Raw genomic sequence first — 23,743 nt, forward strand, 5'->3', positions numbered from 1 at the left:
ACTGCTTGCGATGTGGAGAGCCTCGCACTGTCTTCGGTTCGCATCCTTTGCGGAAGTCGAAAAGTTCCGAAAGCCTTTATGGTGACCGTTATGGGTAACAAGAGTTCGAGTTTCGGACCATTCGTGCTCGACCGCGAGCGCCGAATATTGACCCGCAAGGGCGAGCCGGTGCCAGTAAGCCATCGAGGCTACATTCTGCTTGAGACATTGTTGGATGCAGGTGGTGAGCCAGTGGGCAAGGATGCCCTGCTGGAGCGGGCATGGCCGGGTACCATTGTTGAAGAAAGCAACCTTAGCGTGCAGATTTCTGCACTCCGTCGCATGTTGGGGGATGGCGTCGGGAGCACAATCGTAACCGTGCCACGGGTCGGCTACAGGCTCATCACTCAATCCGACCCTCTGATAGCGCAGCGGGGGCCGCCACTCATTGCCATTCTTCCGTTCGCCAATCAGGGCGAAGCAACTGCGGATGGCTATTTCGCCGACGGCGTGACCGAGGACGTCATCACAGCGCTGTCGCGCTTTAAATCATTCGCCGTTCTTTCGCGCAGCGCCAGCTTCGCCCTCAGCAAAGCGGCGGATGCGCGTGCCGCCGCGTCCGAGCAAGGGATCCGATATGCGCTTGAAGGTAGCGTACGACGTATGGGTGCCCACCTTCGGGTCACCGCTCAATTGCTTACCACCCAGAGTGGGGCCTCTCTATGGGCTCACAAATATGAGGGCGTGGCCACGGACATCTTTGCGTTTCAGGACAGGATTGCAGAGAGTGTCGTCGGCGTGATTGAGCCGACGATCCGTAGGGCGGAGATCGAACGGGTCAGACGTAAGCCTGCTGCAAGTTTGGATGCCTATGATCTCTATCTCAAGGCATTGCCACTGATCTATGCACCGCGGCCCGACGGTTACGTTGAGGCATTGACGCTATTAGACCGAGCGGCGACGCTGGATCCCAGCTTTGCCCTGGCTCCTGCGTATAGCGCCTGGATCTACGAGAAGAGAATTTCGAGCCGCCTGTCGTCCCTCGGCAATAGCGATCATGACAATTGCATCGCTCTTGCCCAGGCGGCGCTGGAGATCGATCCCGACGATCCCCTGGTGAGTGCCATTTGCGGCTTCGTGCTCTACAGGGTCGGTCGGGATGCAACGATGATCCAAGCGGTTCGACGGGCGGTTGAAAGGAATCCCAATAACGTGGTCGTGCTCAATCTGTCCGGGATCACCCACCAGCTTAGTGGGGATGCGGACGAAGCATATAGATGCCGCGCCCGCGCATATGAACTCGGGCCTGACGCACCGGACGCCTACATCAGCCTGCATGGCATGGGAGCAGCCGAGATGATGCGGGGCAACTACGAGAACGCAATCGAGTTGTGCCGCAAGTCCCTTGCCACCTTCAGCGACTGGTCGTTCACCTACATCACCCTCGCCACCTGCTACGAGAAGCTCGGCGAGGTCGACCAGGCGCAGGCGATGGTACGCCACCTGCGCGAACTAAACCCAACCTTGACCCTGGAAGTGCTCGAGCAAGGCATAGATCGTTGTGACGACGCCTATGGAAGGGCAGTGATTCCAAGCCTGAGGAGGTCCGGGCTCCCAGAACAATAGACCTGATTAGTGTCCTTCGAGTTCTTGTGGCTATTTGCACGTGAAGGTACGATCGGTGTTCGGGCATCGCCAGTTTGGGACATGTTGACCTCCCATTCACGACGCAGAGGCTGGGAAACGGTCTGTCCGCTTCTTTAATCGGGCATTGAGGTCAAGCTCCAACTTCTCTTTCACCGCGTTTCGTCCCATGTGGGTCAAGCTTCTTTCGTGGTCGGTAGCGGCATGTGCTGAGCTCCCACAAGCATTTGTCGGATCGGGTCGGGGTGCCTTGCTTTTGGGCGCGCTATGATGCGCAGCGGACAGTTGCGGCTTTGCCCCGGCTCCCTCGTCCGCACCGGACGAACTGCAACGAAGAGCTGGTTTCCTGTTAGGGATCACATTGTCAGGCGAGCGCCTCCTTCTCGACGTTGCAGAACAGGGTGCCATCGGTCCACATGGCATGGAGCACAACGGCAAGTTTGCGGGCCACGGCGACCATGGCGCGTTTGCGACCCGTCCGGCGCGCCAGCCCGGCACCAAAGCTGCGCAGCGATGAAGGCTGGCCTCGGCCATTCATGATGGTGTTGGTCGCCAGGAACAGGGCTGACCGGACCTCGACATCGCCGGCCTTGGGTGGCCGATCACCAGCGAGCGGGTAAAACCGCAAATGGATGGCTTGTTCGACCTACGCCGCCGGTGGTCGACCTAGCTCAAACCCGGTCGGCGATAGCCAACTGCCTTTGCCCGGCCGAGGGCCTCCAGCGTGTCTTCAACAGTGAGCAGGGGAGTTGTTTCACATTTCGAGAGAGCGCCCCCGCCTCCAATCGCTATGGCGACAGCGGCCATCGAGATGTTGTCTGGCGCTTCCCATAGATTGAAACCGTCGTGATCGCCGAAGGCATACCAGAAGCCGTGCAGCTTCCCACCGACGGACTCGATGTACTTGCGCGCAGCGTCGCGGCGATCCTCAGGGTTCTCAATGAGCCGAGCCCAGGTTTCCGGCGTGTAGCTGAACCGGGTCAAATAGAGTGTCACTTTGTTCCTCCTTCACTTCCTCTCGCTTCAAGGGGGGTATGCGCGAAATTCTTGTCGACTGCAGCCATTCAAAAGGGCGAAATTGTGCGTCATTGCTACGCTATTGCCGTCAGTGCGAATCTTCAGGTTCGAAGGGAAGCCAAGTTCGAGGCATGCCGCTCCGCAAGGAAAAGCTTGCGGCTCCGGTTCGCTCGACTTGTAGGCATACCAATTCTTGTCTTTGGGTTCCGCCGCGCGTGTCAAAGCAGTGACCAGGCCGCGCAGGGGCATTTCGTGGGCTTGCTAAAGGTGAAGTCCGCAATGCCGCCGTCCCCGTGCTGCTTGCCGTACCGCGAATTGAGAAGTCGGCAACTGCTGCATTGGACTTGGTGCGCGGCCAAAGCGCGCTGCGATATCCTCGAGCTGATCTGCGCCATTGTCCTCTCCTTCGAGGCCATTGGCACTGACCCTACGCCCTTGACTAGAGCTTGCCTAGTCGCTGGGGTCTCGCGAAGGATGGCTACCTTCTAGCAGATGTTGGGCGTGAGATGATGGCCGCCCACCCCGCACGGCTCGGGAACCAGCATGGCGCGGCGCCCCCTGCCTTCCCAGGTGGACCACCCGTCTGGTCTAAACGTGCCTTGCTGGCGGATGACCCCGAATCTTCGTGTCTCGTTGCCCTATGTGAACAAAGCGGATTGCAAGCCATGATGCCATTGGTTGCGCCATCGACAACCGGGGTCAGCAACAGCCCGCCGACAGGACGTATCGTCGTCTTGGCCCGGCCAGGGGATCGCGAAAGGACATCGGCCAGCCGGGGCAAGGGAGCAAAGCAGGGGTCACCGGTGAAGGACCTGACCGCAGCGTCGAATTGGATACGTTGCTGACCGCCAGGATGGCAGCCGGCCGGCAGCGAGTGATGGCGGGGATATTGACCCTGGGGCATGTCCCACAGAGCTGTCGCTGTACCCCGGGAAATCGGGAACGCTTCACGAAAGTCGAGGAGCTCCCTCGCGCTTTACAAATCGCTCTGTTGACAATCACGACAATAAGAATCAAAGTAAATGAATAGTGAGGTCCTGTTCAGGACCTCGCCCGCGTAAGCTTCCCACAATAGTGTGAAGAAGGATAGTCCATGACGGTCCTTTCCCCGGACGTGCAGGACGCGCTCAATGCTTGCTACGGCAGTCTGACCGACCAGGCGGATTGGGCCACCGCCATGCAGGCACTCGCCGTCGCAGCGGGCGCGGATGCGGCCTGCTTTTACGCCGAGGGCGCGGCCGAGCTTCGTTTACGCTTTCCCGCCTCTCCGAGGTACCAGCACTTCCTGGAAGATTTTCTCACCGGCGGCTGGTGGCGGCGGGACCACCGCGCGCTTCGCGGCTGGACGCGCCTGCGGGGCGGCAACCGGTTCCTGGTGGAGCACGACCTCGTTACGGACAAGGAACGAGAGGCCTTGCCCGTTTATCACGACCTCTACAGCAAACACGATCTGACTTGGTGGGCGGCCGTTTCGTTTCGTGTTGGCGAGCAGGACTGGGCCATGCCCTTGCTGCGCAGCGAGGCCAAGGGACCTTTTGGCGCCGAGGCCAGGGGCTTGTTGGACCTTACCCCGCATCTGGCGCGTGTTGTGGGCATTGGCGCCGCCATGACGACGGCCGGTGCCCGCGACGCGGTGGACATGTTAGAAATGGGCCAGCGCGCCGCAGTCAGTGTCGACTGGTCCGGCCGCTGCCTTGCGCTGAACGCCAAGGCGGAGGCCTTGCTCGGCACCGATCTGTTTGTGGCCCGGCGCCGGCTGCGCGCCACCGACGCGGCATCTGATAGGCAGCTGCAGGCGCTTGTTTGGGCGGCGCTCGAGGCGCGGTCCATGGCGGAGTTGCCCCCCGCCATTACCATCAAGCGGTCGAGCGGTTTGCCGCTGGTTGTCGATGCCATCGCGACACCAAGTGCATTGGGGACGAGCGGGCTCAAGCTGCAGACCATTCTGCTGCTGACCGATCTGGCGGAGCCGGCGCGGATTGGTACCGTCCAGCTCAGGCAGATATTCGGCTTTACCGCGGCGGAAGCCAGACTCGCCGAGCAGCTTTCGGCTGGCTGGACCCTCGCCGAGTCCAGTCAGCACCTTGGCCTGTCGCTGGAGACGGCACGTACCCAACTCAAGACTATATTCGTCCGCACCGGCACCCACCGGCAAGCCGACCTGTTGCGCCTGCTCGATCGCGCGGTACGGGCCGTGGGCCGATGGTGAACGCCGTGCCGGCCAAAGAGGGTTTCGTGACTTCGCCCAGCGGGGCCACCTGGTACGGCAGCTATGGCGTCAAGTCCGGGCGCCCTCCCATCATTGTGGTGCATGGTGGACCGGGTATGACCCACGACTATCTTCTCGATCTCGTTGACCTTGGCGCCGACAGGGAAATCATCTTTTACGACCAGATCGGCAACGGTCGCTCAAGTCCTGTCGGAACCGCTGCGGCAGCCAAGGTGTCGCTCAGTTCTATGGTGACGGAACTCGAATCGCTGCTTGCCGAATGGACGGCTGAGGCTGGCTATCTGCTTTTTGCCCATTCTTCGGGTGGGTGCATCGCCCTCGAGCACGCCTTGCGGCAGCCCAAGGGGCTCAAGGGTCTCATCCTCGCCAATGCTTTTGCCTCGGGTCTTGCGATGCAACAAGGCTTGCAGGGGCGGCGCGACGAGCTTGGGGCCAAGGACCGGACGGCCTTGATGGCAGGACCCGGTCCCGCGCCTTCCTATTCTGACGCATTCGCGGCGTTCTTCGCCCGCTATGTCTGCCGCGTGCCGCCGCCGCCGCATCTGCTCCACACCTTGAACGCTTTGACCGCGCATCCCCAGATCCAGCACAAGCTCCTGGGTCGTGACCTGTTCGACTGGGACGGTCCCCTGGGGCACTGGTCGGTGACCGACCGACTGGACAGGATCGGTGTGCCGACTTTGGCCTATGGCGGCGGGTGGGATGAGACGGGTCCGCAATGCCTTGCGGCGCTGGCTGCGGGCCTGCCGGACTGCGAGGCGACTGTTTTCGAGGGTTCCAGCCACTTGCCGCACATTGAAGAAACCCGGCTGTGCCTTGAACGCATCGAGTTGTTCCTCGCCAGGCTCGGATAGGTTGGCAATAATGTCACAAATACCCGACACCACGGCATTCAACCCGTTCGGGTGATTTTCGCCTCTCCGGCCCCCGCTAGCCTTCTCTCCACTTATTTGGGTAAAGGGGACCTGGCTTTGACTTTCCAATTCCGTCGAAACAATCGCGCAGCAACTGGCTTTGCCTCCGCGCTCGCACTGTTGAGTGCAGTTTCCTACCCGAGCATGGGCCTCGCCCAGGATGTCGTCCTCGAGGCCGGTCAAACCGACACCGATGGCGTCGTTCTCGCCAATGGCGGCTCGCTCACCAATCGCGGAGCGATCAGTCACGCCGGCGACGGCGTCAGCTATCCCGGTCCCGGCGGCGGCGTAGCTTTTATCCTCAACGAGGCCACCGGCACCATCACCGCAACCGGCGGCTGGGCCGTCGGCATCAACGGTGATCTGGGTCGGTTCGAAAATGCCGGGTCTGTCACCACCGATACCGATGCGGCACTTGGCGTCGCGGGAGACCTGGGAACATTTCTCAACACCGGCACCATGATCACCTCGGATGGCGCCGGCGTCGGCGTCAACGGCAGCGTCGGCACGTTCGACAACCGGGGAGCCATAACCGGCCATAACGACCCTGCTGTCGTGCTGAACGGACCGGTCGGCCGCTTTGTCAATTCAGGCTCGCTGACGTCGCCGTCCAACTGGACCACCACCTATTTCGACGCCGGCGTTCTCGAATTCGAAAATACCGGGTCCATCCTCAACACGGGCAATGGCAACGGCGTTGAGTTCAATACCGGCAACGGGCCAGTCGGGACCTTCGTCAATACCGGCACGATTCGGGTCACTGGCGACGGCACCGCTGTGGGCATCTATGGTGACACCTTTGCCGTTGGCTCGATCGTTAATGGCGGCACCGTGCAGGCGCTGACCGAGTCGGCCTTCAACATCGATCCCATGGTCGGAGCCTTCACCAACAGCGGCCTCATCGAAGGGGGCTCGTGGGACGCGGTGTTCTTTGGCGGGGGCGTTCAGCAGTTCCACAACACGGCGACCGGCGTCATTCGCAACCTCGACAGTGCCGGCAATGCAGGCAATGGGGTGGCGGTCAGCACGGATCTGATCAATGGCGGCGCCGTGGGCAGTTTTATCAACGACGGAACGATCCTGGCCGACCTTAGCGGCGGAACAGGGACCGGCGTGGGCTTTTACGAGGACGGCAACGGCGCCTTCACGGTCGGCAGCTTTGCCAATGCCGGCACGATCAGCGGCGCCAACAATGGTGTCGAGTCCGTCTCGGCGATCGGAACGTTCACCAATTCCGGCACCATAGCCAGCGCCAATTTCACCAGCGTCCGACTGCAAGGCGCCGTCGGCAGCTTCACCAATAGCGGTGTTGTCACCGCCGCTCAGGGCCGGGGTGTCGAGTTCTTTGACCATGTCACCGCCTTCAACAATACCGGCACCATCCAGTCTTTCGAGAACGGGGTGACCTTCCGCAGCACCTTTGGAGCGGCCAGCAATGCGGGCACCATTGTTTCGACGGCCGACAGCGGCCAGATCGGCGTGCGGATTGACGAGGCGGGCGGAACCTTCACCAATACGGGGACCATTCGCGGCGCTGCAGGTGTTGTCTATATTCTCAACGCCCCCGGGCCGAACACCTTCATCAATGCCGGAACCATCGATGGCATGGGTGGCGCCGCGATTGTCTTTGACGCCGGCGCCGATGGCGGCAACGACGCGCTCTTGCTGCGAACCGGTTCCCGGCTTTTCGGCAGCGTATTCTTTGGCGCCGGCGATGATACGCTGGACCTGTCCGAGTTCCGGGGCAATGCCCTGCTGCGCGCGTTCGATGTCGAAACCCTTGTTGCGGGTGGCAATCTGGTCTTCGACCTCGGCGCCAATGAGTTCGGTGTCGTCGAACCGTTCGGTGTTACAGCCTCCGCTCCGCTGGTGGCGCTCGACACCACGACGCAAATTCGCAATCTCATCGCCAGCAAGCTTGCCACGCCGGTTTCGCGGACTGGTGAGGAAAGCTTGCTGCTGGGATATGCGCCGATCGCTGAAAACACCGCCGCCAGCGCAGCGATAGGTGAGCTGGACACCGTGTCGTCGAACACGCTCTGGGCCTCCCTGCTGGCTGGGGGAAGCACGGGCGGCGGACCGGTTGCCGTGAACAACCTCTTTGGCGGGATTGTCGCTGGCGGACACGCGCGGGTCGGCAGCGGCAATCTTGGCCTTCTGGGCGGCGCGACCACTGGCCGTGTCGATATCAACAATGGCGGGCAACGCATCACGGCTTCAACGGGTATTGCCGGCGTCTATGGCGATCTGGAACTGGGGGTGGTCAGTGTCGACTATAGCCTCTTGGGGGGCGCGGCCGGCAATACGAGCGAGCGAGAGGTGGTGACGCCAGGCGGCATGCAAACCGCCACCGGCCAGTTCGGAAGCTGGTTCATCTCCCCATCCCTGGGACTGGCAGTGCCCGTCCTGGCGACTGAACAGGGTGAGCTCCGGGTGACCGGCCGGCTCAGCTATGTTGGCGGCAGTGTCGGCGGTTATACCGAAACGGGGTCCTCCCTAGATCTCGTGATCGGCGCGCAGACCATCTCTTTGCTCGATGCCCGTTTGGGACTGGCCGGTGACTATGACGCCGGTGCCGGAATGACGGTTTCAGCCAATGCTGGTGTCTTCGCGCAGTCCAATCTGGGGGGATCGAGCACCCCGGTCACGCTGTTCGGACAAACCCAGAGCGCCGTCGCCCCAGCCAGCACCGAGTTGGGCGTTTATGCCGGGGCCGGCCTTTCTGCCGATCTCGGCAACGGGCTCAAACTGTCTGCCGCGGCGGATGGGCAGGTCCGCTTCGACGGGCATGCCTCCGCCTCGCTGCAGGCAGGCCTGAGCAACAGTTTCTAACACCTCCCCATGCAGGTCGTGGTTGGCCCTGCCATTGCGCAGGGCCTTTTTTGTCCAGGGCCGGCCCCCGTGTCGCTCACGAGAACCGTCAGGGCTATCCACTGATGAATGCGCTTGGGGGAATTTTATCACGATGTTCAGTCCCAACAGGTGGACGCGGTCAGAGGGTCTAACCACTGTGCCTTCTAGCGTTCGCGACCCATTTTCGCGCGCGATCGAGTTGGCTGGGGTTCTCTCGCTGCCCGCCAGCTTTTTCACCCTGGAACAAGGGCCATATAGGTGCGTTGTCCGACTGCATCTAACTGAGGACACCTGCCATGACAGACCTGTCGAAGCGCCTGCGCGAACCGCTTGTTTTGAGCATCCTCATTATTGCCTTGGCTGGATGGATCGCCTTCTTTGCCATGTGGATCAATGCCGCGAACCAGGGCGGTCAGCAGCAACAGGTCATCGCGGCGTTGACCGCGGAGCGAGACGATGTCGCGGCGCGGCTGACGGAGCGCGAAACCGCCGATGGCGCGCTGGCCGACACCGAGGCGCAACTGGCTACCGCACAACAAGATCTCGCGGCCGTTACGGCGTCGCGGGACAACCTCAATACCGAACTGGCCCAGCGGGAAGCCGAAATCGCGACCGCTACGGAAGAGCTTGAAACTCTGCGCGCCGACGCTGCTGCCGTCGAGCAGCAGCTGGCCGACGCTCGTGCCGAAACGGATACCCTTGCAACACGGCAGGAAGAGCTCACCGTCCAGATCGAAACCGCCAATCAGCAATTCACCGACATTGGCGCGCGTCTCGAACAGCTGCGCAACCAAGAGGCAGAGGCTACTGCCCGCGCGGGTCAGCTGACGGAAGAAGCGAAAACCGCCACCGCCGCCCTGGCCGATATGCAGACGCAGCTGCAAGCGGCACGCGAGGCGCTCGCCGCGGTGCAGAACCAAACGGCAGAAGCTACCGCGCAGAGCGAAACAGCGGGGGCCGACCTTCTGGCGCTGCAGAAGCAGGTGGCTGATCTCAATGCCCGCCGTGACCAACTGACCATGGAGGTCGAGGGCTACCAGGCGCAGCGTGACGAGTTGCAGCCCCAGGTCGAAGAACTGGCAGCCAATGTAACCGCCCGCGGTGAAGAGCTTTTGGCGCTGGAAGCCAGCATCAGCCAAGCGACATCGGCAGCCGACGCTGCGGTCTGGACGGGCAGATTTGTGGCTAAGGACGGCGACACGCCGACCGGCCTGTCACTGACACTGGGCGAGGACGACCGCTTTGTCATGAGTAATGCCGACGGCCGGAGTGTGGAAGGCAGCTATACCTTGAGTGACACAGAACTCGTCATGTCGGATGCAATTGGCTCGGTCGGCAACGCCAGCTTTCCAATGACCTGCCCAATATCTCAGATGGGCACCGCTTTGCTGGTCGGTGAAGCCGAGGGTTGTGTGCTGGCCGGTCTGCAATTCGACCGAATGCCATAGCTGCGAAGACCATCAGGTCCCCCCGCCGGCAGTAATTCCTTGGGTAGGTCGTCGCGAACGCCCGCTCAAAGAGCGGGGGCGAAGCGGCGGCAATTACACGCCAATCCATGGTCCATCGAGATCAGGGACCTCTTAGAGCAGGATCGCTGGCGGCGGCATTGTCTGAGCCGAGGCCCTGCCGATTGGACTGCACCTATCCTGCGTCCAACGGCATGCATATCTTTGCAATCCGCCTTGTTCAATTCGGGCAACAACGACCTGAACTGGCGGGCGTCAGAGAGCTTATCGCGTTGTGACCAGGCAGCAGCTAGCGGCGCCCTGCCTTCCCAGGTGGAGCACCCTCTGGTCGAAACATGCTTCGCTGGCGGATGCCGGTATCGTCGTGTCCTCGTTGCCGTATGTGAACAAAGCGCATTGCAAGGCATGCAGCCACTGGTTGCGCCATCGACAACCGGGGTCAGTAACGGTCCGCCGACAGGACGTATCGTCGTCTTGGCCCGGTTTGGTTATCGCGAAGGAACACCTGCCAGCCGGGGCAGGGAAGCGAAGCGGGGTCGCCGGTGAAGGTGCTCTGGACGGCGATTTGCAGGGGATGACAACCCTGCCCATTTCGAAGCGCCACAGCACGGCATTGTCGGGAGGGCCGCCCGCTTAAAACAGCCTAGGGGTTTTCGGCAGCGCTCTTGGCGCTCTGGTTGGCTGGCCTCATACCATGCCCAGTGGACAAACCTTCGCCAACAGGATAACTGGTTGTACCAGCAGTCCAGTTAGGAATCGAAATGCACATCCTTGTCCTTGGTGCGGCCGGCATGATGGGTCGCAAACTCACCACACAACTGGTCCGGCAAGCAAAGTTGGGCGAGCGTCCCGTCAGCAAGCTGACCCTGGTTGATGTCGTGGCGCCGGATCGCCCGGATTTCGCAGGGGAAGTGAAATTGCATGCCGCAGATCTCTCGACACCCGGCACTGCCGAGGTCCTGGTCGGTAGTAGGCCCGACCTCATCTTTCACCTTGCCGCAATCGTTTCTGGTGAGGCCGAGGCCGATTTCGAGAAGGGGTACCGCATCAACATGGACGCAACGCGCTCGCTTTTCGAAGCCATTAGGCTCGAAGGCGCTCGCCGCCCATATTACCCGCGTGTCGTGTTTACCTCCTCCATTGCCGTCTTCGGTACGCCGTTTCCCGATGTGATCGATGACGACCACGTGCTGACCCCGCTCACCAGTTACGGTGCCCAAAAAGCGATCGGCGAGCTGCTGCTGGCGGACTATTCGCGACGCGGGTTCTTCGATGGCATTGGCGTTCGCCTGCCGACCATCGTCATCCGACCGGGCAAGCCCAACAAGGCTGCGTCCGGCTTCTTTTCCGGCATTCTGCGAGAGCCGTTACTGGGCCAGGAAGCGGTGCTGCCAGTACCCGACACGGTGCGGCACTGGTTCGCCAGCCCACGAGCGGCCGTCGGCTTCCTGCTGCATGCGGCCGTGATGGACACCGCGCCCCTCGGCATTCGGCGTTCGCTGAACATGCCGGGGATCACCGCCACGGTTGCCGAGGAAATTGCTGCCTTGCAGCGCGCCGCTGGGGACGAAGCGGTGGCGCTGATCCGTAGAGAGCGCGATCCGGTAATCGAACAGATTGTCGCTGGATGGCCGCGGGCCTTTGACCCTGAGCGGGCACTTGCGCTAGGCTTTAGCGGCGACACCTCTTTTGACGAGATCGTACAGATTTATGTCGAAGATGAACTCGAAGGGGCCCGCTCTTGAGAGAGCATTAGCGCCGGCGCAGCTTTTCGACCTGCGCCGGCGTCAGGGGTCGCAAAGCCTGTCCGCGCAGCAGCAGATGCAGCTTGGCCGTTTCCTCGAGTTCCTCTGTGGCATATTGGGCCTCGCGCAGCGTTGTGCCGGCAACGACCGGGCCATGATTGGCGAGAAGGACCGCATGGTGCCTGCCCGACAGGCTTTTGACCGCCAGCGCCAGCTCTTCATCACCCGGCGCAAAATAGGGCACCAGCGGCAAGGTCCCCACTCGCATCACGTAATAGGCTGTCAGCGGTGGCAGCACGTCGTGGCGATCGACATCGGCAAGAATGCTCACAGCCACTGCGTGCGTCGAATGCAGGTGGACCACGGCCCCCGCAGAGGGGCGTTCACAATACATGCAGCTATGCAGAAATGCTTCCTTGGTCGGGTTGTCGCCGTCGATATGGGTTCCGTCGGGTGCGAGCCTTGAAAGGCGCCCCGGATCGAGGTCACCGAGGCTGGCATTTGTGGGCGTCATGATCATGCCGCCGTCGCCGAGCCGCACACTGATATTGCCGGTCGATCCTGCCGTCAGCCCTCGGTTGAACAGGGACGCACCGACGGCACAGATCTCATCGCGAACCCGGCTGGCCTCCGACACGATTGCGGTCATTGCAAAAGATCCCAAGCCTTGAGGAAGAAGTCGTCGGTGCCGAAATTGCCAGACTTCAGAGCCAGCGCAAAATTTCGAGCTTCGCCCGATGAAAGCGTCCAGGGCACGCCCGGGTCGATCTCGGGACCAATCTGCAGCGCCGTCACGCCCAGTGACTGGATCACCGCTCCTGAGGTTTCCCCACCGGCAATGAGGAACCGCGTGAACCCCCGTTGCGCGAGCATCTGCGCCAGTTGCCCCATGAACTGCTCTATCATTTCACCTGCAATGGTGGTGCCGTAGGTTTTCTGGACGGCGCGGACCTGTTCGGGGTCGGCGCTGGAATAGACGAGCGGGACCAAACCATCGCTGTTGCGCTCAATGAAGTCCGCTGCCTCCGAAACGGTGATCTGGTTCTCGGCGATTTGCGCGGCCTCTACCTGCAGGGCGGGAGTCCCGCGCGAGCGGGCAAGATCAATCTGTCGTCGGGTTGCCGCCGAACAGGAGCCGGCGAGGATGGCAGCACGACCCTGCGGGGCGGCCATCGCATTGGCTGGGGTCGAAGCCCGCAGCAGGCCGGCCTGCGCATAGACGTCCGGCAGGCCTAATGCGACCCCCGATCCGCCCGTAATCAGCCGCAACCCGCTGGCGGCAGCAGCGATTGTGCGCAGGTCGGCGTCGCTGATGGCATCGACGATGGCGATACCCTCGACGGCTTCGAGCCTTGCGCGCAATGCTTCGGTGCCTGCGCGAACGCACCCATGTTCGACCAGGACGACCGCTCGAGCCGTCTGACGGCCCAGAACACGGACCAGGTTGGCATCGCGCATCGGGGTGAGCGGATGGTCCTTCATCGGACTGTCGCTGAGCAGCACATCGCCCACGAACAGATGGCCCTGGTAAACCGTGCGTTTGTTGGTCGGAAAGGCAGGGCAGGCGAGCGTGCGGCTTTCCCCCAGCAGGGCGAGCAAGGCGTCGGTTACCGGCCCGATATTGCCCGCGTCCGTCGAGTCAAATGTGGAGCAGTATTTGAAAAAGAGCTGTCTCGCTCCAGCAGCGAGCAGTGCCTCGCCGGCGGTGATCGACATAGCGACCGCTTCAGAGGCGGGGATAGTGCGCGACTTGAGCGAAACGACCACTGCATCGGCGTCGGCGAACTGGGCCCCTGATGGCGGAACACCCACTACCTGGAGCACTTTCATGCCGCCACGTGTCAGTGTCACCGCCAGATCTGTTGCACCGGTCAAGTCGTCGGCAATTGCACCAAGCAGCATGATAGGCTGGCTCCCGTTTAGTGAGACAGGCCGCTAGCGTCGATCGACGCTGGTCTCGGCGATGGCTTCCAGCGTCGTGCGGTGAATGCGGTCAAGATGGTGCTGCATCGCTTCGGCAGCTGCCGTGGGATCCCGCTGCTCAAAGCCATCGAGAATATCGATGTGGTCGGCAAGGCTCAGGCTCACCGACCCTTGGCGCAACAGCACATGCCGACGATATTCCATGCCAAAGCTGAACAGCTGACGCAGGAAGCCCGCCACCAGTTCGTTGCCGCTGGCCTGGTAAATCGCGTCGTGGAACTCGGCATCGGAAATCTGGAAGCGGATGGTATCCTCCAGCATTTCGCGTTGTGCATCCACGAGCCGACGCAGCCGGGCAATCCCGTCATCGTCAATGCACTCAACCGCAGTTCGTATCACCGGAAGCTCTATCATGAGCCGGGCCTGGTAGACCTGGTCTGCCGATTGGCCGGACAGGACCGGCTGGGTCACGCTGTTGTAGGACGAGAACCCTTCTGTTCGGGCAATTCGCGTGCGGCTGCCCTGCGAGATTTCCACCATGCCGATTGCCGCCAGCATTTGTATGGCGCCGCGTACGGTTTCGCGGCTGACCTCGAGGGTTGCCGCAAGTTCACGCTCGCTTGGGAGTTCGTCCCCCGTGCGCAGAATGCCGGCTTGCACCATGGCGGCGAGGCGGTGACTCACCTGCTCACGGATCGTGAGCTTGGAGAGGCCGCTCTTGATATTCTGCAAATTGAGTGGTGCGTCCATCTCGCTCACCTGCCGAGTTTGCTCCTGGAAATCAATATGAACGATACCAGGCAGGAGGTCTAGTGGTCTTATGGCCGGACCAGTTGACAAGTTGCGGTGTCTGATGTTTGGTGGGTCTCGTTCGGTAGGGATGACGGAGGAAGCAAGCCATGAAGCCACGTCTGGCAGTTGTGTTGGGAGATCCCGCGGGAATTGGTCCTGAGCTGGTCGCGAAACTGCTCGCCAAGCCGGAAAACCGCGAGAAGGCGGATATCCTGCTCATCGCGGACCGCGACGAGGTAGAAGAGGGCATGCGCATTGCCGGGCAGCGCTTCAGCTACCAAGTCGTATCGGGTGAAGTCAGCTTCGGGTCGGGAGGCGGCATTCTCCTGGAAGATTTCACGGGCTCGGCGAAACGACCATTCCAGCGGGCAACCTCTACCGAGAGTTGCGGCCGCTACTGCCTGGAAACGCTAGAGCGTGCGGTGGACCTGACCCGGGCCGGCGTGACCGACGGGGTGTTGTTCACACCGCTTAACAAGAATTCCATGCATCAGGCCGGCCTTCCCCACGAAGATGAAAGCCAGTGGTTTGCAGCCATGCTTGGCGTCACCGGGCCGCATGGCGAGCTGAACGCACTCGATAACCTGTGGACCAGCCGGGTGACGAGCCATGTGGCGCTCAAGGACGTCTCCGGGCTGATTACCAAGGAGCGCGTCATCGCCGGCATCGAGCTGGCGCACAAGACGCTGGTCACCGCGGGCGTGGCCCGGCCGCGTATCGGCGTATGCGGGCTCAATCCCCACAACGGCGAGAATGGCAGCTTCGGGCGTGAGGAGATCGACGTGATCGGTCCGGCTGTGGAGGAAGCCAGGAGCCGAGGCCTTCCTGCCAGCGGCCCCTTCCCGGCGGACACGATATTCCTGCGGGTCAAGGATTTTGACGCAATCGTCACGATGTACCACGACCAGGGACAGATCGCGATGAAACTGATGGGTTTTTCGCGTGGCGTCACCGTTCACGGTGGGCTGCCGATCCCCATCGCCACGCCCGCTCATGGGACGGCATTCGACATCTATGGTCAGGGCAAGGCCAATCTCGGCGCAACCCAGGCGGCTTTCGACATTATTGTTGCCCAAAGTCGCAGTCGCAACCGTATCGCCGCGTAGATTTCGCCGCTGGGCGCCCGACACCGAACCACATCCAACGGTTTGAAACCTGCTGCCCGGACCATCCGCGGCAGCGAACAGACTACCAACCTGCCGAGGAGGGCAGCTCACATGAAGAAGACCTCAATCACTCTAGCCGTGGCCGCGACACTGCTATCCACCGTTGGCGCCTTTGCCCAATGGGTTCCCGAGCGCCCCGTGGAGTTCGTCGTCGCTTCCGGTCCGGGTGGCGGAACCGACAATTTCGCCCGCACTATTCAGTCGGTGATCGCCCAGCACAATCTGATGGATCAGTCCGTGGTCGTGCTGAACAAGGGAGCGGGTAGTGGCGCTGAGGCCTTCCTCTATGCCAAGGCCAACAATGCCAACCCTCACAAGCTGATCTTTGGCACCAACAACGTCTACCTGCTGCCCCACGTGGCCAAGATGGCTTACACCTCAGAGGACCTCGTGCCGGTGGCGGCACTGGCACTGGACGAGTTCCTCATCTGGGTCAAGGCGGACGCTCCCTATGCGGACGCAGCGGAATTCATCGCGGCAGCCAAGGCCAATCCAGGCTCACTCCCGGTTGGCGGCAGCCAGTCCAAGGATACCGACGAGACCCTTGTCGCCCTGATCGAGCAGAAGACCGGCGCCGAGTTCAAGTACGTGCCCTATAACGGTGGCGGCGAAGTGGGCGTGCAACTGGCCGGCGGCCACATCGCTGCCAACGTCAACAACCCCAACGAGAATCTTGGCCAATGGCAGGCCGGTGCGATCAAGCCGCTTTGCGTCTTCAGCGACCAGCGCATGGCCGAGAGCGATCCGGTTCACGGCGACACCGGCTGGCACGACATTGCGACCTGCACCGAGGCGGGCATCGACATCTCATCCTACCAGATGCCGCGTACCGTCTGGCTGCCGGCCGGCGTTTCCGATGAACAGTTGGCCTTTTATGTCGACCTGATGCAGAAGGTCAGCGAGACCCCCGAGTGGCAGGAATATGTTGCCAACACCTCCCAGACGGGCCGCTTCCTAGCCGGCGAGGAACTCTCGGCCTTCATCGACAACAGCGAAACCAGCACGGTTGAAGTCTTCAAGGCCGAAGGCTGGACTGCGCAGTAAGCGTCCTCCCCGACCGGGGCAGGCCTCATTGGCTTGCCCCGGCTGCTCTAACCAATGCGGAGACCGTGGTCCATGGTGATCAAGCGCATCCATATGGAAGTCCTCGTCGCCTGTCTGCTCGCCCTAGGGGGTGTCGCCGTGGCCGGTGGATCGCTTGAACTGGGTGTCGGCTGGACGGATTCAGGACCTGATGCGGGGTATTTCCCATTCTATGTCGGCTTGCTGCTCGCCATAGCCGGCTTTGCCAATGCTATCTGGACGGTCATTCTTCACCGCGGTGAAACCGAGATCTTCATCGACGCCGAGCAAGCCAGGCGCCTTTTGAGTTTCCTGCTGCCGATGACCGCTTTCGTGATCGTGACGCTCCTGCTCGGACTCTATGTCGGCGCCGCGCTCTACCTGTTTTACGTTGCCTGGCGGCAAGGGAAGTACAATCCGTTCTGGGCGGCCGGTCTGGGCATCGGCTTTGCCATCTCGCTCTTTGTAGTCTTCGACACACTGTTCAAGGTTCCGCTGCTCAAGGGTCCGCTAGAGGCCTTCCTGAAAATCTACTGACCGGCCTGTACGGGACGAGGAGGACGACCATGGAAAATTTCGGACTGTTGATGGAGGGCTTCCAGGTCGCCATCACCCCCACCCATCTTGCCATCATGGTGATTGGTGTGATGCTGGGGCTGGTCGTCGGCGTCCTGCCCGGACTGGGCGCTCCGAACGGCGTCTCCCTGCTGATCCCGCTAACCTTCAACATGGACCCGGTGTCGGCGATCATCCTGCTGGCCAGCATGTATTGGGGCGCCTTGTTCGGCGGATCGACCACTTCCATTTTGTTCAACATCCCCGGCGAGCCATCGTCGGTGGCAACGACCTTCGACGGCTATCCCATGGCTCAAAAAGGCCAGAGTACGCGGGCGCTGACGCTGGCGTTCATGTCCGCAGGCATTGGCGCTTTGGTCGGGGTGGTCGTCATCACCTTGTTGTCGACATGGGCTGCCGGCTTTGCTCTGCGATTTGGGGCGCCGGAGTATTTTTCGGTCTATTTCCTCGCCTTCTGCGCCTTTATCGGCATGGGGAGTTCGGCGCCGCTCAAGACGATCATTTCCCTGCTTGTGGGCCTCGCGCTGTCCACCGTGGGCATGGATACCATCACCGGAACGCTCCGGCTCACCTACGGCCTGAACGAACTGATGGGCGGCGTCAGCTTCCTGGTGGTGGTGATCGGCCTGTTCGGGATTGGAGAAATCCTGATGACTGTGCAGGACGGGCTTCATTTCCGTGGTGTTGCGTCCCGTATCGACCTGCGCGACGTTTTCCGCACCATCGCCGAATTGCCGCGCTACTGGGCAACGCTGCTGCGCTCGTCTGCCATCGGTGTCTGGATGGGCATCACCCCAGGCGGACCCACGGCCGCGTCCTTCATGAGCTATGGTGTGGCACGCCAGTGGTCGCGACCAGGCGAGCCGTTCGGAAAGGGACGCCCCGAGGGCATTGTCGCGCCCGAAACGGCCGATCACTCTGCTGGCACCTGCGCCATGTTGCCCATGCTGGCCCTGGGCGTGCCGAGTTCGGCCACGGCCGCGGTGATGATGGGTGGGCTGATGATCTGGGGCCTGACGCCGGGGCCGATGCTTTTTGCCACCAAGCCCGATTTCGTCTGGGGGCTCATCGCCTCGATGTACATCTCCAACATCGTCGCCGTCGTGCTGGTCATGGCGACCGTGCCCCTGTTTGCCGCGCTGCTGCGCATACCCTTTGCCGTCATCGGGCCAGTCATTGTCGCGATTTGTTTCGTGGGCGCCTATACGGTCAGCAACGCGACGTTCGATCTCTGGCTGGTCCTGTTGTTCGGCGTGATCGGTTATGTCTTCAGCAAGCTCAGCTATCCCTTGGCCCCGCTGGTGCTTGCCATGGTGCTTGGCCACAAGGCCGAGAATTCGTTCCATCAGTCGATGATCCTGTCGGACGGCTCGCTGGACGTCTTTTGGTCCAATCCACTGGTTGGCTCGATCATGACGCTGGCTCTGCTTCTCGTGGTCGTTCCCCAGGTGGTGAAGCTCATCGCCAGGCTTCGCAACTGCGGCACCCTGCGGTCGGCCCACTAGATTCCCTTCCTGAAGGCGCTAAAGCAATGAATTTTCATACCTATTTCGCGGCGTCAAACCGCACGATGCCAGTGCAGACCTGCATCGTCGGCACTGGCGGCTTCGGGCGCAGTTTCCTGACGCAAGGCCTGCGCGTGCCGTTGATGCAGACCAGGGTGGCAGTGGATGTCTCGGCCGAGACAGCGGCGGCGTCGATGCGCGCAGCTGGAATTGCGGCTGCCGATATCAGCATCTGCGAAACGCCGAAGGCGGCGCGGCTGGCCTGGGATGCAGGCAAGTTCATCGCGGCAAGCCGGCTCGAGACGGTGCTCGATCTGCCCATTGAGGTTGTTGTCGAGGCCACTGGCCACCCCGAGGCGGGCGCCCGTCACACCCGGATGGCCATCGAAGCAGGCCACCACGTGGCCCTGGTCTCCAAGGAAGTCGACAGCGTCGTTGGTCCCGAGCTTGCGCTTCAGGCCAGGCGCCGCCAGAAATTTGTGTCGCCGGTGGACGGTGATCAGCCCAGTCTGCTGATCGGCCTTGTCACCTGGGCCGAAGTGATTGGCCTCGACATTATTGCCGCCGGCAAGTCGAGCGAATACGATTTCGTCTTTGATCCCGCGGCGCAAACTTTGACAAGCAACGGGCGGACGATCGCAGCGCCGGAATTTGCAGGCTGGCTCCAGCTGGGGTCCCGGGACTGTGCCGCGGTCGCCGCCGGTCGAGCGGTGGCGGCGTCGGCATTGCCGCAACGTGCCGTGCCCGACCTTTGCGAGCTCACCGTCGTTGCCAATGCCACCGGGCTCATGCCGGACCGGTCAGATCTGCACGCCCCCATTGCGGCCATCGGCGAAGTGGCCGACTTCCTTGCCACCGAGGCCGATGGTGGGCTGATGTCAGGCACGCGTCGGCTCGATGTGTTCCACTGCCTGCGCTTGCCTGGCGAGGTTAGCTTTGCCGGTGGCGTCTTCGTCGTTGTGCGCTGCGACGACGAGGCCACCTGGGCCATGTTGCGCGAGAAGGGACATGTTCTCAGCCGATCGGGTCGCACCGCCATGCTCTATCTGCCCAGACACCTGCTGGGGCTGGAGGCGGCCACCAGCGTGCTTGAAATGGTCTTGCGCGGGGTGTCCAGCGGCGCCCAGGATCCCCATCATCACGCCGACCTGGTGGCGCATGCCGATGCCGATTTGCCGGAAGGTACGGTTCTAGCGATGGGTGGACATCACCACTCGATCGAAAACGTCTCGGCACGCATGGTCCCTGCGGGTCCTCTCGGACCGGATTCGGCTGTTCCGTTCTACCTGGCTGCTGGCACGCGTCTGGTACGCCCGGTCGCCAGCGGCACAGCAATTCGCCTTGCCGATGTTGCGATCGACAAGGATTCCGAACTGTGGCGCCTGCGCGCCCGACAAGACGCCAGTTTCTTTCCTGGATAGTGACTGCACGAAAAGCTGCAGTCGCGTCAGAATACCAATCTGAGGTGTGAAAATGACAGGCAAGACCGCAATCGTGACCGGTGCGGGGACGGGCGTTGGCAAAGCCATCAGCAGGGCTCTGCTCGCTGATGGCTTCAAGGTCGCCCTGTTTGGACGGCGGCGGGACGTCCTGGAAGCGGCGGCTGCCGAGCTTGATGCGGATGGGGCCTGCACTCTTGCCCTGCCTACTGACATTGCGGATGCCAAGGCGGTGCAGGACGCGTTTGAAGCCGTGTTTGCCCGGTGGGGGCGCGTCGATCTTCTGGTCAACAATGCCGGAGTTAACGCCCCCTTGGTGCCGCTTGAAGAAACGACGCCGGAGCAATGGCACAATGTGGTCAATTCCAACCTGACCGGTGCATTTTTCTGCACGCAGTCGGCTTTCCGGATCATGAAGGCACAGAAGCCGGGGGGAGGGCGCATCATCAATAACGGCTCGATCTCCGCGACGACGCCACGGCCCTGGTCGTCCCCCTATGCCGCCACCAAACACGCGATTACGGGTCTCACCAAGGCAACCGCGCTGGATGGGCGTCCGTTCAGCATCGCCTGTGGGCAGATTGACATTGGCAATGCTGGAACGGACATGACAACCACCATTTCCAGGGGCGTGCTGCAGGCCGACGGTTCGACTGCTGCCGAGCCCACCATCGACGCCGATCACATCGCCCGGGCCGTAAGCTACATGGCCAGTTTGCCGCTCGATGCGAACGTTCTGACCATGACGGTGATGGCTACGCAGATGCCCTTCGTCGGTCGCGGATAGCCCCCGTCGCTCTTGCCCTCGTCACCGTCACAGGGGCCTTCATCTGGCGGCGGCGAGGACACGCTGAACCTGTCCGAGTTTTAGGGCAATGGCCTGCTGCGCGCGTTCGAAACCCTTGTTGCGGTCGGCACTCTGATCTTCGACATCGGCGCCGATAAGTTCGGTGTCGTCCCGAGCGGTCGGCCTCGGCCCGGACCTGGGGCCGAGGGCGCCATGGCCGCGCCATCCCCGGCCATTCGGGGGGGCGGGGTGGGACGATGGGGCTGGAAGGCCGTGGCGGGCAGTTGCAGGCCAGGCCGTCTGCGCGGCGGGGTCAGCCACGCCGTTGCGCACACTTCTCTGCCGAGACCCTGGGCCTGGAGCGAATGCTCAATAACTGCGGCGCCCACGGGGCGGAATTGGCATCGGCAAGGCCGGCGGCCGGGCGGCGAATGAACGATAACGCGCTGCGTCACCCGCCCGCTGCATGGCTCATCCCCGAGCGGAAACACCCCATCAGCTCGCCGCGCCAGATCGCTTGGCCGGACCTTGAGCCACTGCCGATTGCGGCGGTGCCTTCCGCCATTCCTGACAAGCTCATTGGTGCGTGCATGGAAGCTCTCGCGTTATGTCAGCCCTCACGGCATCCCGCCTGATGACCGGCATAGCGCCGTCGCGCATCTCGTTTCGATTCCCCCTTCTTCGTTAGAGTAACCTGCCGACAATTGTAAATCTTTACGTGCTGCTCCACCCACACCTTCATTCTCCTGTGGCGCTTCACCTGCAGCCGGGGCGGGGTCGACAATCCCTGTCTGCAGCCAGACAGAAGAAGACCCCAACCAAGCGCGACATGGCGGGGCTTAACACTTTGGCGTATCGGCCGGGGCGTGCCGATCATGTCAGTTCCGCGACGGGCAATCACCAGATGAAAACGGGGGAGGGCTCAATGGCCGCTGACGAGCGAGCCGATACCGCTGAAACTCTGTCACAAAAGCTGGGGAAACCTCCTCCATCACGTTGATGCATGGTTGCGACTAAAGCCCTGCATCTGTCTAGTGTCGCATCACTCAAGTGCGCGTTGTGCGGGGCCAGCAGGTGAATACGGCGATAGAAATAGAGCTGCTCGCTGTACTCGAAAAGCTGTCCCCAGACGACCTCCACGAAGCACTGTCCATACTCCTCGGCCGGCTGCACGTTGAAGAAGACCTGGCCGCGGAAACGCTTCATACCGATGCGATTGGGTGCGACGCGACGCTCAGCTTAGCTCCGAGTGTAAGGGCTGAAACGCTTAATTAGCCACCGTTCAGGAATGGGCCCAGGGATTGACTTCCGAGACGGCGACCACCCCGAAGATTTTCTCCGCCCCTAGTGCCTGCCCGTGCGCAAAGATGGGCCCCACCCGCCCTAGTATACGGGACCATAGCTGCCGCCAGTCGCCCTTGGCATGAACGCGGACATGTCCGACCGCCAGGCGATATCGTCGGGGCTTGGACTGCGCGCCGAACTCCGGAATTGCGATCCGACAGCGAAAGAAGAGCGGCTTTGCCAAGGTGCGGCCTGAGATGAACGGACAATCGTAAATCAGCCGAGCACGTGCTTCTCTGCCGTTGCAAAGTCAAGTGCGATCGAATGAAGACGCTCTTGCAAGTAACGCATTCGAGTAATGTCGCTTTGGATGCCGATATAGTGCGTCGCTCTGCCCGAAGGATCCTTCACCGGCGTCAGTGAAAGCCGGTTCCAGAATGGAGTGCCGTTCTTCCGGTAGTTGAACACGTCGACGATCAAGGGGGCGCCACCTGCAATTGCGGCCCTCATTTGGGCTACAGCGTCCGAGCTGGTATCCGGCCCTTGAAGAAAGCGACAATTACGCCCGATGACCTCCCCGCGCTCATAACCGGTCATTTTCTCAAAGCCGCGATTCACGTAGACGAGTGGTGCATCGGGCGTTCGAATATCGGACAACGTCAAAGCTTGGATCGAGGGATCGAGCTGTGTGTCAGAAATGTCGTGGCCCGTAAGGGCGTGCTTTATGATCGTCATGTTCAGTTGACCTGATGAAAGCGGTTCTAATGTCCGTCTATGGCTGTGATAACACAAGTTTGGGTGGAGAGCCGAATGCCCGCGCGATGGCGACCGGGAGCGACCACCGCGGCGTGGTCGGCTATAATTTGCAGGCGGCTGTGGACACCAAGCACCATATCGTGGTCGCCAATGCGGTGACGAACCGTGGCCATGACCGGTCGAATCTGCTGGAGATGGCCAAGGCTGCCCAAGCTCAAGCGGCGGTGAGTCCACCAGATAGTTCGGCGCGGCCACGACGTGATAGTTGGTGCCCATTAGCCTTGGAGACGACATAGTCCACCTCGACCACCGCGCGAGTCGAATGGCAGGTCGATCCGCTCGCCAAAAGGTCGACGTTGCTGTCAGCGAGAGCCCTTCAATCCGAGCTTCGGCGGCCGCAATGCTGCCAGCTGGGGAACGATCACCCGCTGGCCAAAGGCAACGGACGTTGAATGGCGCAGCAGGCCAGGCGGTTCGGACTGGATCGCTCGGAACCTCCTCCGCGGCGCGCTCGAGTTCTTCGGGCAACGGTGCGACGCGAGCGAGATAGATCTCGCCGGCTTCCGTCGGTTCCATCCGGGGTGCGCGCAACAGGCGAAACGTCA

Annotated in this window: 18 protein-coding genes; 12 read left to right on the forward strand and 6 right to left on the reverse strand. The window is 61.8% G+C overall.

What is annotated here, in order from left to right; all coding sequences use genetic code 11:
• The first annotated feature begins 90 nt into the window (after positions 1-90).
• The gene (locus ACLI1C_RS02505; RefSeq protein ID WP_411395279.1) at positions 91-1,605 is read left to right on the forward strand and encodes a winged helix-turn-helix domain-containing tetratricopeptide repeat protein; all 1,515 of its coding nucleotides are present in this window, start codon (positions 91-93) and stop codon (positions 1,603-1,605) included.
• Between the two features lie 382 nt (positions 1,606-1,987).
• Here ACLI1C_RS02505 and ACLI1C_RS02510 read toward each other — a convergent pair whose 3' ends face one another.
• Together ACLI1C_RS02510 and ACLI1C_RS02515 are read right to left on the reverse strand one after the other, a co-directional pair.
• On the reverse strand, positions 1,988-2,251 hold the full coding sequence (locus ACLI1C_RS02510; protein ID WP_411398349.1) for a hypothetical protein: 264 nt from the start codon (positions 2,249-2,251) through the stop codon (positions 1,988-1,990).
• Between the two features lie 38 nt (positions 2,252-2,289).
• Positions 2,290-2,619: a GYD domain-containing protein gene (locus ACLI1C_RS02515; protein ID WP_411395280.1), complete on the reverse strand. Its 330-nt coding sequence runs from the start codon at positions 2,617-2,619 to the stop codon at positions 2,290-2,292.
• Positions 2,620-3,733: 1,114 nt separating this feature from the next.
• Here ACLI1C_RS02515 and ACLI1C_RS02520 point away from each other — a divergent pair.
• The 5 genes from ACLI1C_RS02520 to denD all read left to right on the forward strand — a co-directional run bounded on the left by ACLI1C_RS02520 (position 3,734) and on the right by denD (position 11,848).
• Positions 3,734-4,849 (forward strand): helix-turn-helix transcriptional regulator, encoded by a 1,116-nt coding sequence (locus tag ACLI1C_RS02520; protein WP_411395281.1) that lies wholly within the window; start codon positions 3,734-3,736, stop codon positions 4,847-4,849.
• Positions 4,843-5,724: an alpha/beta fold hydrolase gene (locus ACLI1C_RS02525; protein ID WP_411395282.1), complete on the forward strand. Its 882-nt coding sequence runs from the start codon at positions 4,843-4,845 to the stop codon at positions 5,722-5,724. The genes ACLI1C_RS02520 and ACLI1C_RS02525 overlap by 7 nt, the downstream gene beginning before the upstream one ends.
• A gap of 180 nt (positions 5,725-5,904) precedes the next feature.
• Positions 5,905-8,616, forward strand: a complete 2,712-nt coding sequence (locus ACLI1C_RS02530) for a beta strand repeat-containing protein (protein WP_411395283.1) — start codon at positions 5,905-5,907, stop codon at positions 8,614-8,616.
• 317 nt (positions 8,617-8,933) lie between these two features.
• A complete protein-coding gene (locus tag ACLI1C_RS02535; RefSeq protein ID WP_411395284.1) occupies positions 8,934-10,085 on the forward strand; it encodes a hypothetical protein in 1,152 nt (383 codons plus the stop codon).
• Between the two features lie 779 nt (positions 10,086-10,864).
• Positions 10,865-11,848, forward strand: coding sequence for a D-erythronate dehydrogenase (gene denD, locus ACLI1C_RS02540; RefSeq protein ID WP_411395285.1), 984 nt, complete (start codon positions 10,865-10,867; stop codon positions 11,846-11,848).
• Positions 11,849-11,855: 7 nt separating this feature from the next.
• On the opposite strand, the gene otnC is transcribed toward denD, so the two are convergent.
• Genes otnC through ACLI1C_RS02555 form a run of 3 tightly spaced genes read right to left on the reverse strand, consistent with a single transcriptional unit; the run spans position 11,856 to position 14,521 of the window.
• Positions 11,856-12,497: a 3-oxo-tetronate 4-phosphate decarboxylase gene (otnC, locus tag ACLI1C_RS02545; RefSeq protein ID WP_411395286.1), complete on the reverse strand. Its 642-nt coding sequence runs from the start codon at positions 12,495-12,497 to the stop codon at positions 11,856-11,858.
• Complete coding sequence (gene otnK, locus ACLI1C_RS02550) at positions 12,494-13,750, reverse strand: 3-oxo-tetronate kinase (RefSeq protein WP_411395287.1); 1,257 nt, start codon at positions 13,748-13,750, stop codon at positions 12,494-12,496. Before otnK ends, otnC begins: the two co-directional genes overlap by 4 nt.
• Before the next feature lie 33 nt (positions 13,751-13,783).
• Positions 13,784-14,521, reverse strand: coding sequence for a FadR/GntR family transcriptional regulator (locus tag ACLI1C_RS02555; RefSeq protein ID WP_411395288.1), 738 nt, complete (start codon positions 14,519-14,521; stop codon positions 13,784-13,786).
• A gap of 149 nt (positions 14,522-14,670) precedes the next feature.
• Here ACLI1C_RS02555 and ACLI1C_RS02560 point away from each other — a divergent pair, with 149 nt between their 5' ends.
• The 6 genes from ACLI1C_RS02560 to ACLI1C_RS02585 all read left to right on the forward strand — a co-directional run bounded on the left by ACLI1C_RS02560 (position 14,671) and on the right by ACLI1C_RS02585 (position 21,098).
• The gene (locus tag ACLI1C_RS02560) at positions 14,671-15,669 is read left to right on the forward strand and encodes a 4-hydroxythreonine-4-phosphate dehydrogenase PdxA (RefSeq protein ID WP_411395289.1); all 999 of its coding nucleotides are present in this window, start codon (positions 14,671-14,673) and stop codon (positions 15,667-15,669) included.
• Between the two features lie 111 nt (positions 15,670-15,780).
• Positions 15,781-16,773, forward strand: a complete 993-nt coding sequence (locus ACLI1C_RS02565; protein ID WP_411395290.1) for a Bug family tripartite tricarboxylate transporter substrate binding protein — start codon at positions 15,781-15,783, stop codon at positions 16,771-16,773.
• A 72-nt stretch (positions 16,774-16,845) separates the two neighbouring features.
• Entirely contained in the window at positions 16,846-17,328 is a 483-nt protein-coding gene (locus ACLI1C_RS02570; RefSeq protein ID WP_411395291.1) for a tripartite tricarboxylate transporter TctB family protein, read from the forward strand.
• 29 nt (positions 17,329-17,357) lie between these two features.
• Positions 17,358-18,872, forward strand: coding sequence for a tripartite tricarboxylate transporter permease (locus tag ACLI1C_RS02575; RefSeq protein ID WP_411395292.1), 1,515 nt, complete (start codon positions 17,358-17,360; stop codon positions 18,870-18,872).
• A gap of 26 nt (positions 18,873-18,898) precedes the next feature.
• Positions 18,899-20,293: an NAD(P)H-dependent oxidoreductase gene (locus tag ACLI1C_RS02580; protein ID WP_411398189.1), complete on the forward strand. Its 1,395-nt coding sequence runs from the start codon at positions 18,899-18,901 to the stop codon at positions 20,291-20,293.
• A 52-nt stretch (positions 20,294-20,345) separates the two neighbouring features.
• Positions 20,346-21,098: an SDR family oxidoreductase gene (locus ACLI1C_RS02585; RefSeq protein ID WP_411395293.1), complete on the forward strand. Its 753-nt coding sequence runs from the start codon at positions 20,346-20,348 to the stop codon at positions 21,096-21,098.
• Positions 21,099-22,658: 1,560 nt separating this feature from the next.
• On the opposite strand, the gene ACLI1C_RS02590 is transcribed toward ACLI1C_RS02585, so the two are convergent.
• Positions 22,659-23,117: a PAS domain-containing protein gene (locus tag ACLI1C_RS02590; RefSeq protein WP_411395294.1), complete on the reverse strand. Its 459-nt coding sequence runs from the start codon at positions 23,115-23,117 to the stop codon at positions 22,659-22,661.
• Positions 23,118-23,743 lie beyond the last annotated feature (626 nt).

The organism is Devosia sp. XGJD_8, assembly GCF_046614475.1.
GTDB lineage: Bacteria > Pseudomonadota > Alphaproteobacteria > Rhizobiales > Devosiaceae > Devosia.

What these genes read in the sequence shown, in the direction of transcription:
- ACLI1C_RS02525 (WP_411395282.1), top strand. Translation starts at nt 4,843, where the DNA reads ATGGTGAACGCCGTGCCGGCCAAAGAGGGTTTCGTGACTTCGCCCAGC.
- ACLI1C_RS02535 (WP_411395284.1), top strand. Translation starts at nt 8,934, where the DNA reads ATGACAGACCTGTCGAAGCGCCTGCGCGAACCGCTTGTTTTGAGCATC.
- denD (WP_411395285.1), top strand. Translation starts at nt 10,865, where the DNA reads ATGCACATCCTTGTCCTTGGTGCGGCCGGCATGATGGGTCGCAAACTC.
- ACLI1C_RS02585 (WP_411395293.1), top strand. Translation starts at nt 20,346, where the DNA reads ATGACAGGCAAGACCGCAATCGTGACCGGTGCGGGGACGGGCGTTGGC.
- ACLI1C_RS02505 (WP_411395279.1), top strand. Translation starts at nt 91, where the DNA reads ATGGGTAACAAGAGTTCGAGTTTCGGACCATTCGTGCTCGACCGCGAG.
- ACLI1C_RS02590 (WP_411395294.1), bottom strand. Translation starts at nt 23,117, where the DNA reads ATGACGATCATAAAGCACGCCCTTACGGGCCACGACATTTCTGACACA.
- ACLI1C_RS02520 (WP_411395281.1), top strand. Translation starts at nt 3,734, where the DNA reads ATGACGGTCCTTTCCCCGGACGTGCAGGACGCGCTCAATGCTTGCTAC.
- ACLI1C_RS02580 (WP_411398189.1), top strand. Translation starts at nt 18,899, where the DNA reads ATGAATTTTCATACCTATTTCGCGGCGTCAAACCGCACGATGCCAGTG.
- otnC (WP_411395286.1), bottom strand. Translation starts at nt 12,497, where the DNA reads ATGACCGCAATCGTGTCGGAGGCCAGCCGGGTTCGCGATGAGATCTGT.
- ACLI1C_RS02575 (WP_411395292.1), top strand. Translation starts at nt 17,358, where the DNA reads ATGGAAAATTTCGGACTGTTGATGGAGGGCTTCCAGGTCGCCATCACC.
- ACLI1C_RS02560 (WP_411395289.1), top strand. Translation starts at nt 14,671, where the DNA reads ATGAAGCCACGTCTGGCAGTTGTGTTGGGAGATCCCGCGGGAATTGGT.
- ACLI1C_RS02565 (WP_411395290.1), top strand. Translation starts at nt 15,781, where the DNA reads ATGAAGAAGACCTCAATCACTCTAGCCGTGGCCGCGACACTGCTATCC.
- ACLI1C_RS02570 (WP_411395291.1), top strand. Translation starts at nt 16,846, where the DNA reads ATGGTGATCAAGCGCATCCATATGGAAGTCCTCGTCGCCTGTCTGCTC.
- ACLI1C_RS02555 (WP_411395288.1), bottom strand. Translation starts at nt 14,521, where the DNA reads ATGGACGCACCACTCAATTTGCAGAATATCAAGAGCGGCCTCTCCAAG.
- otnK (WP_411395287.1), bottom strand. Translation starts at nt 13,750, where the DNA reads ATGCTGCTTGGTGCAATTGCCGACGACTTGACCGGTGCAACAGATCTG.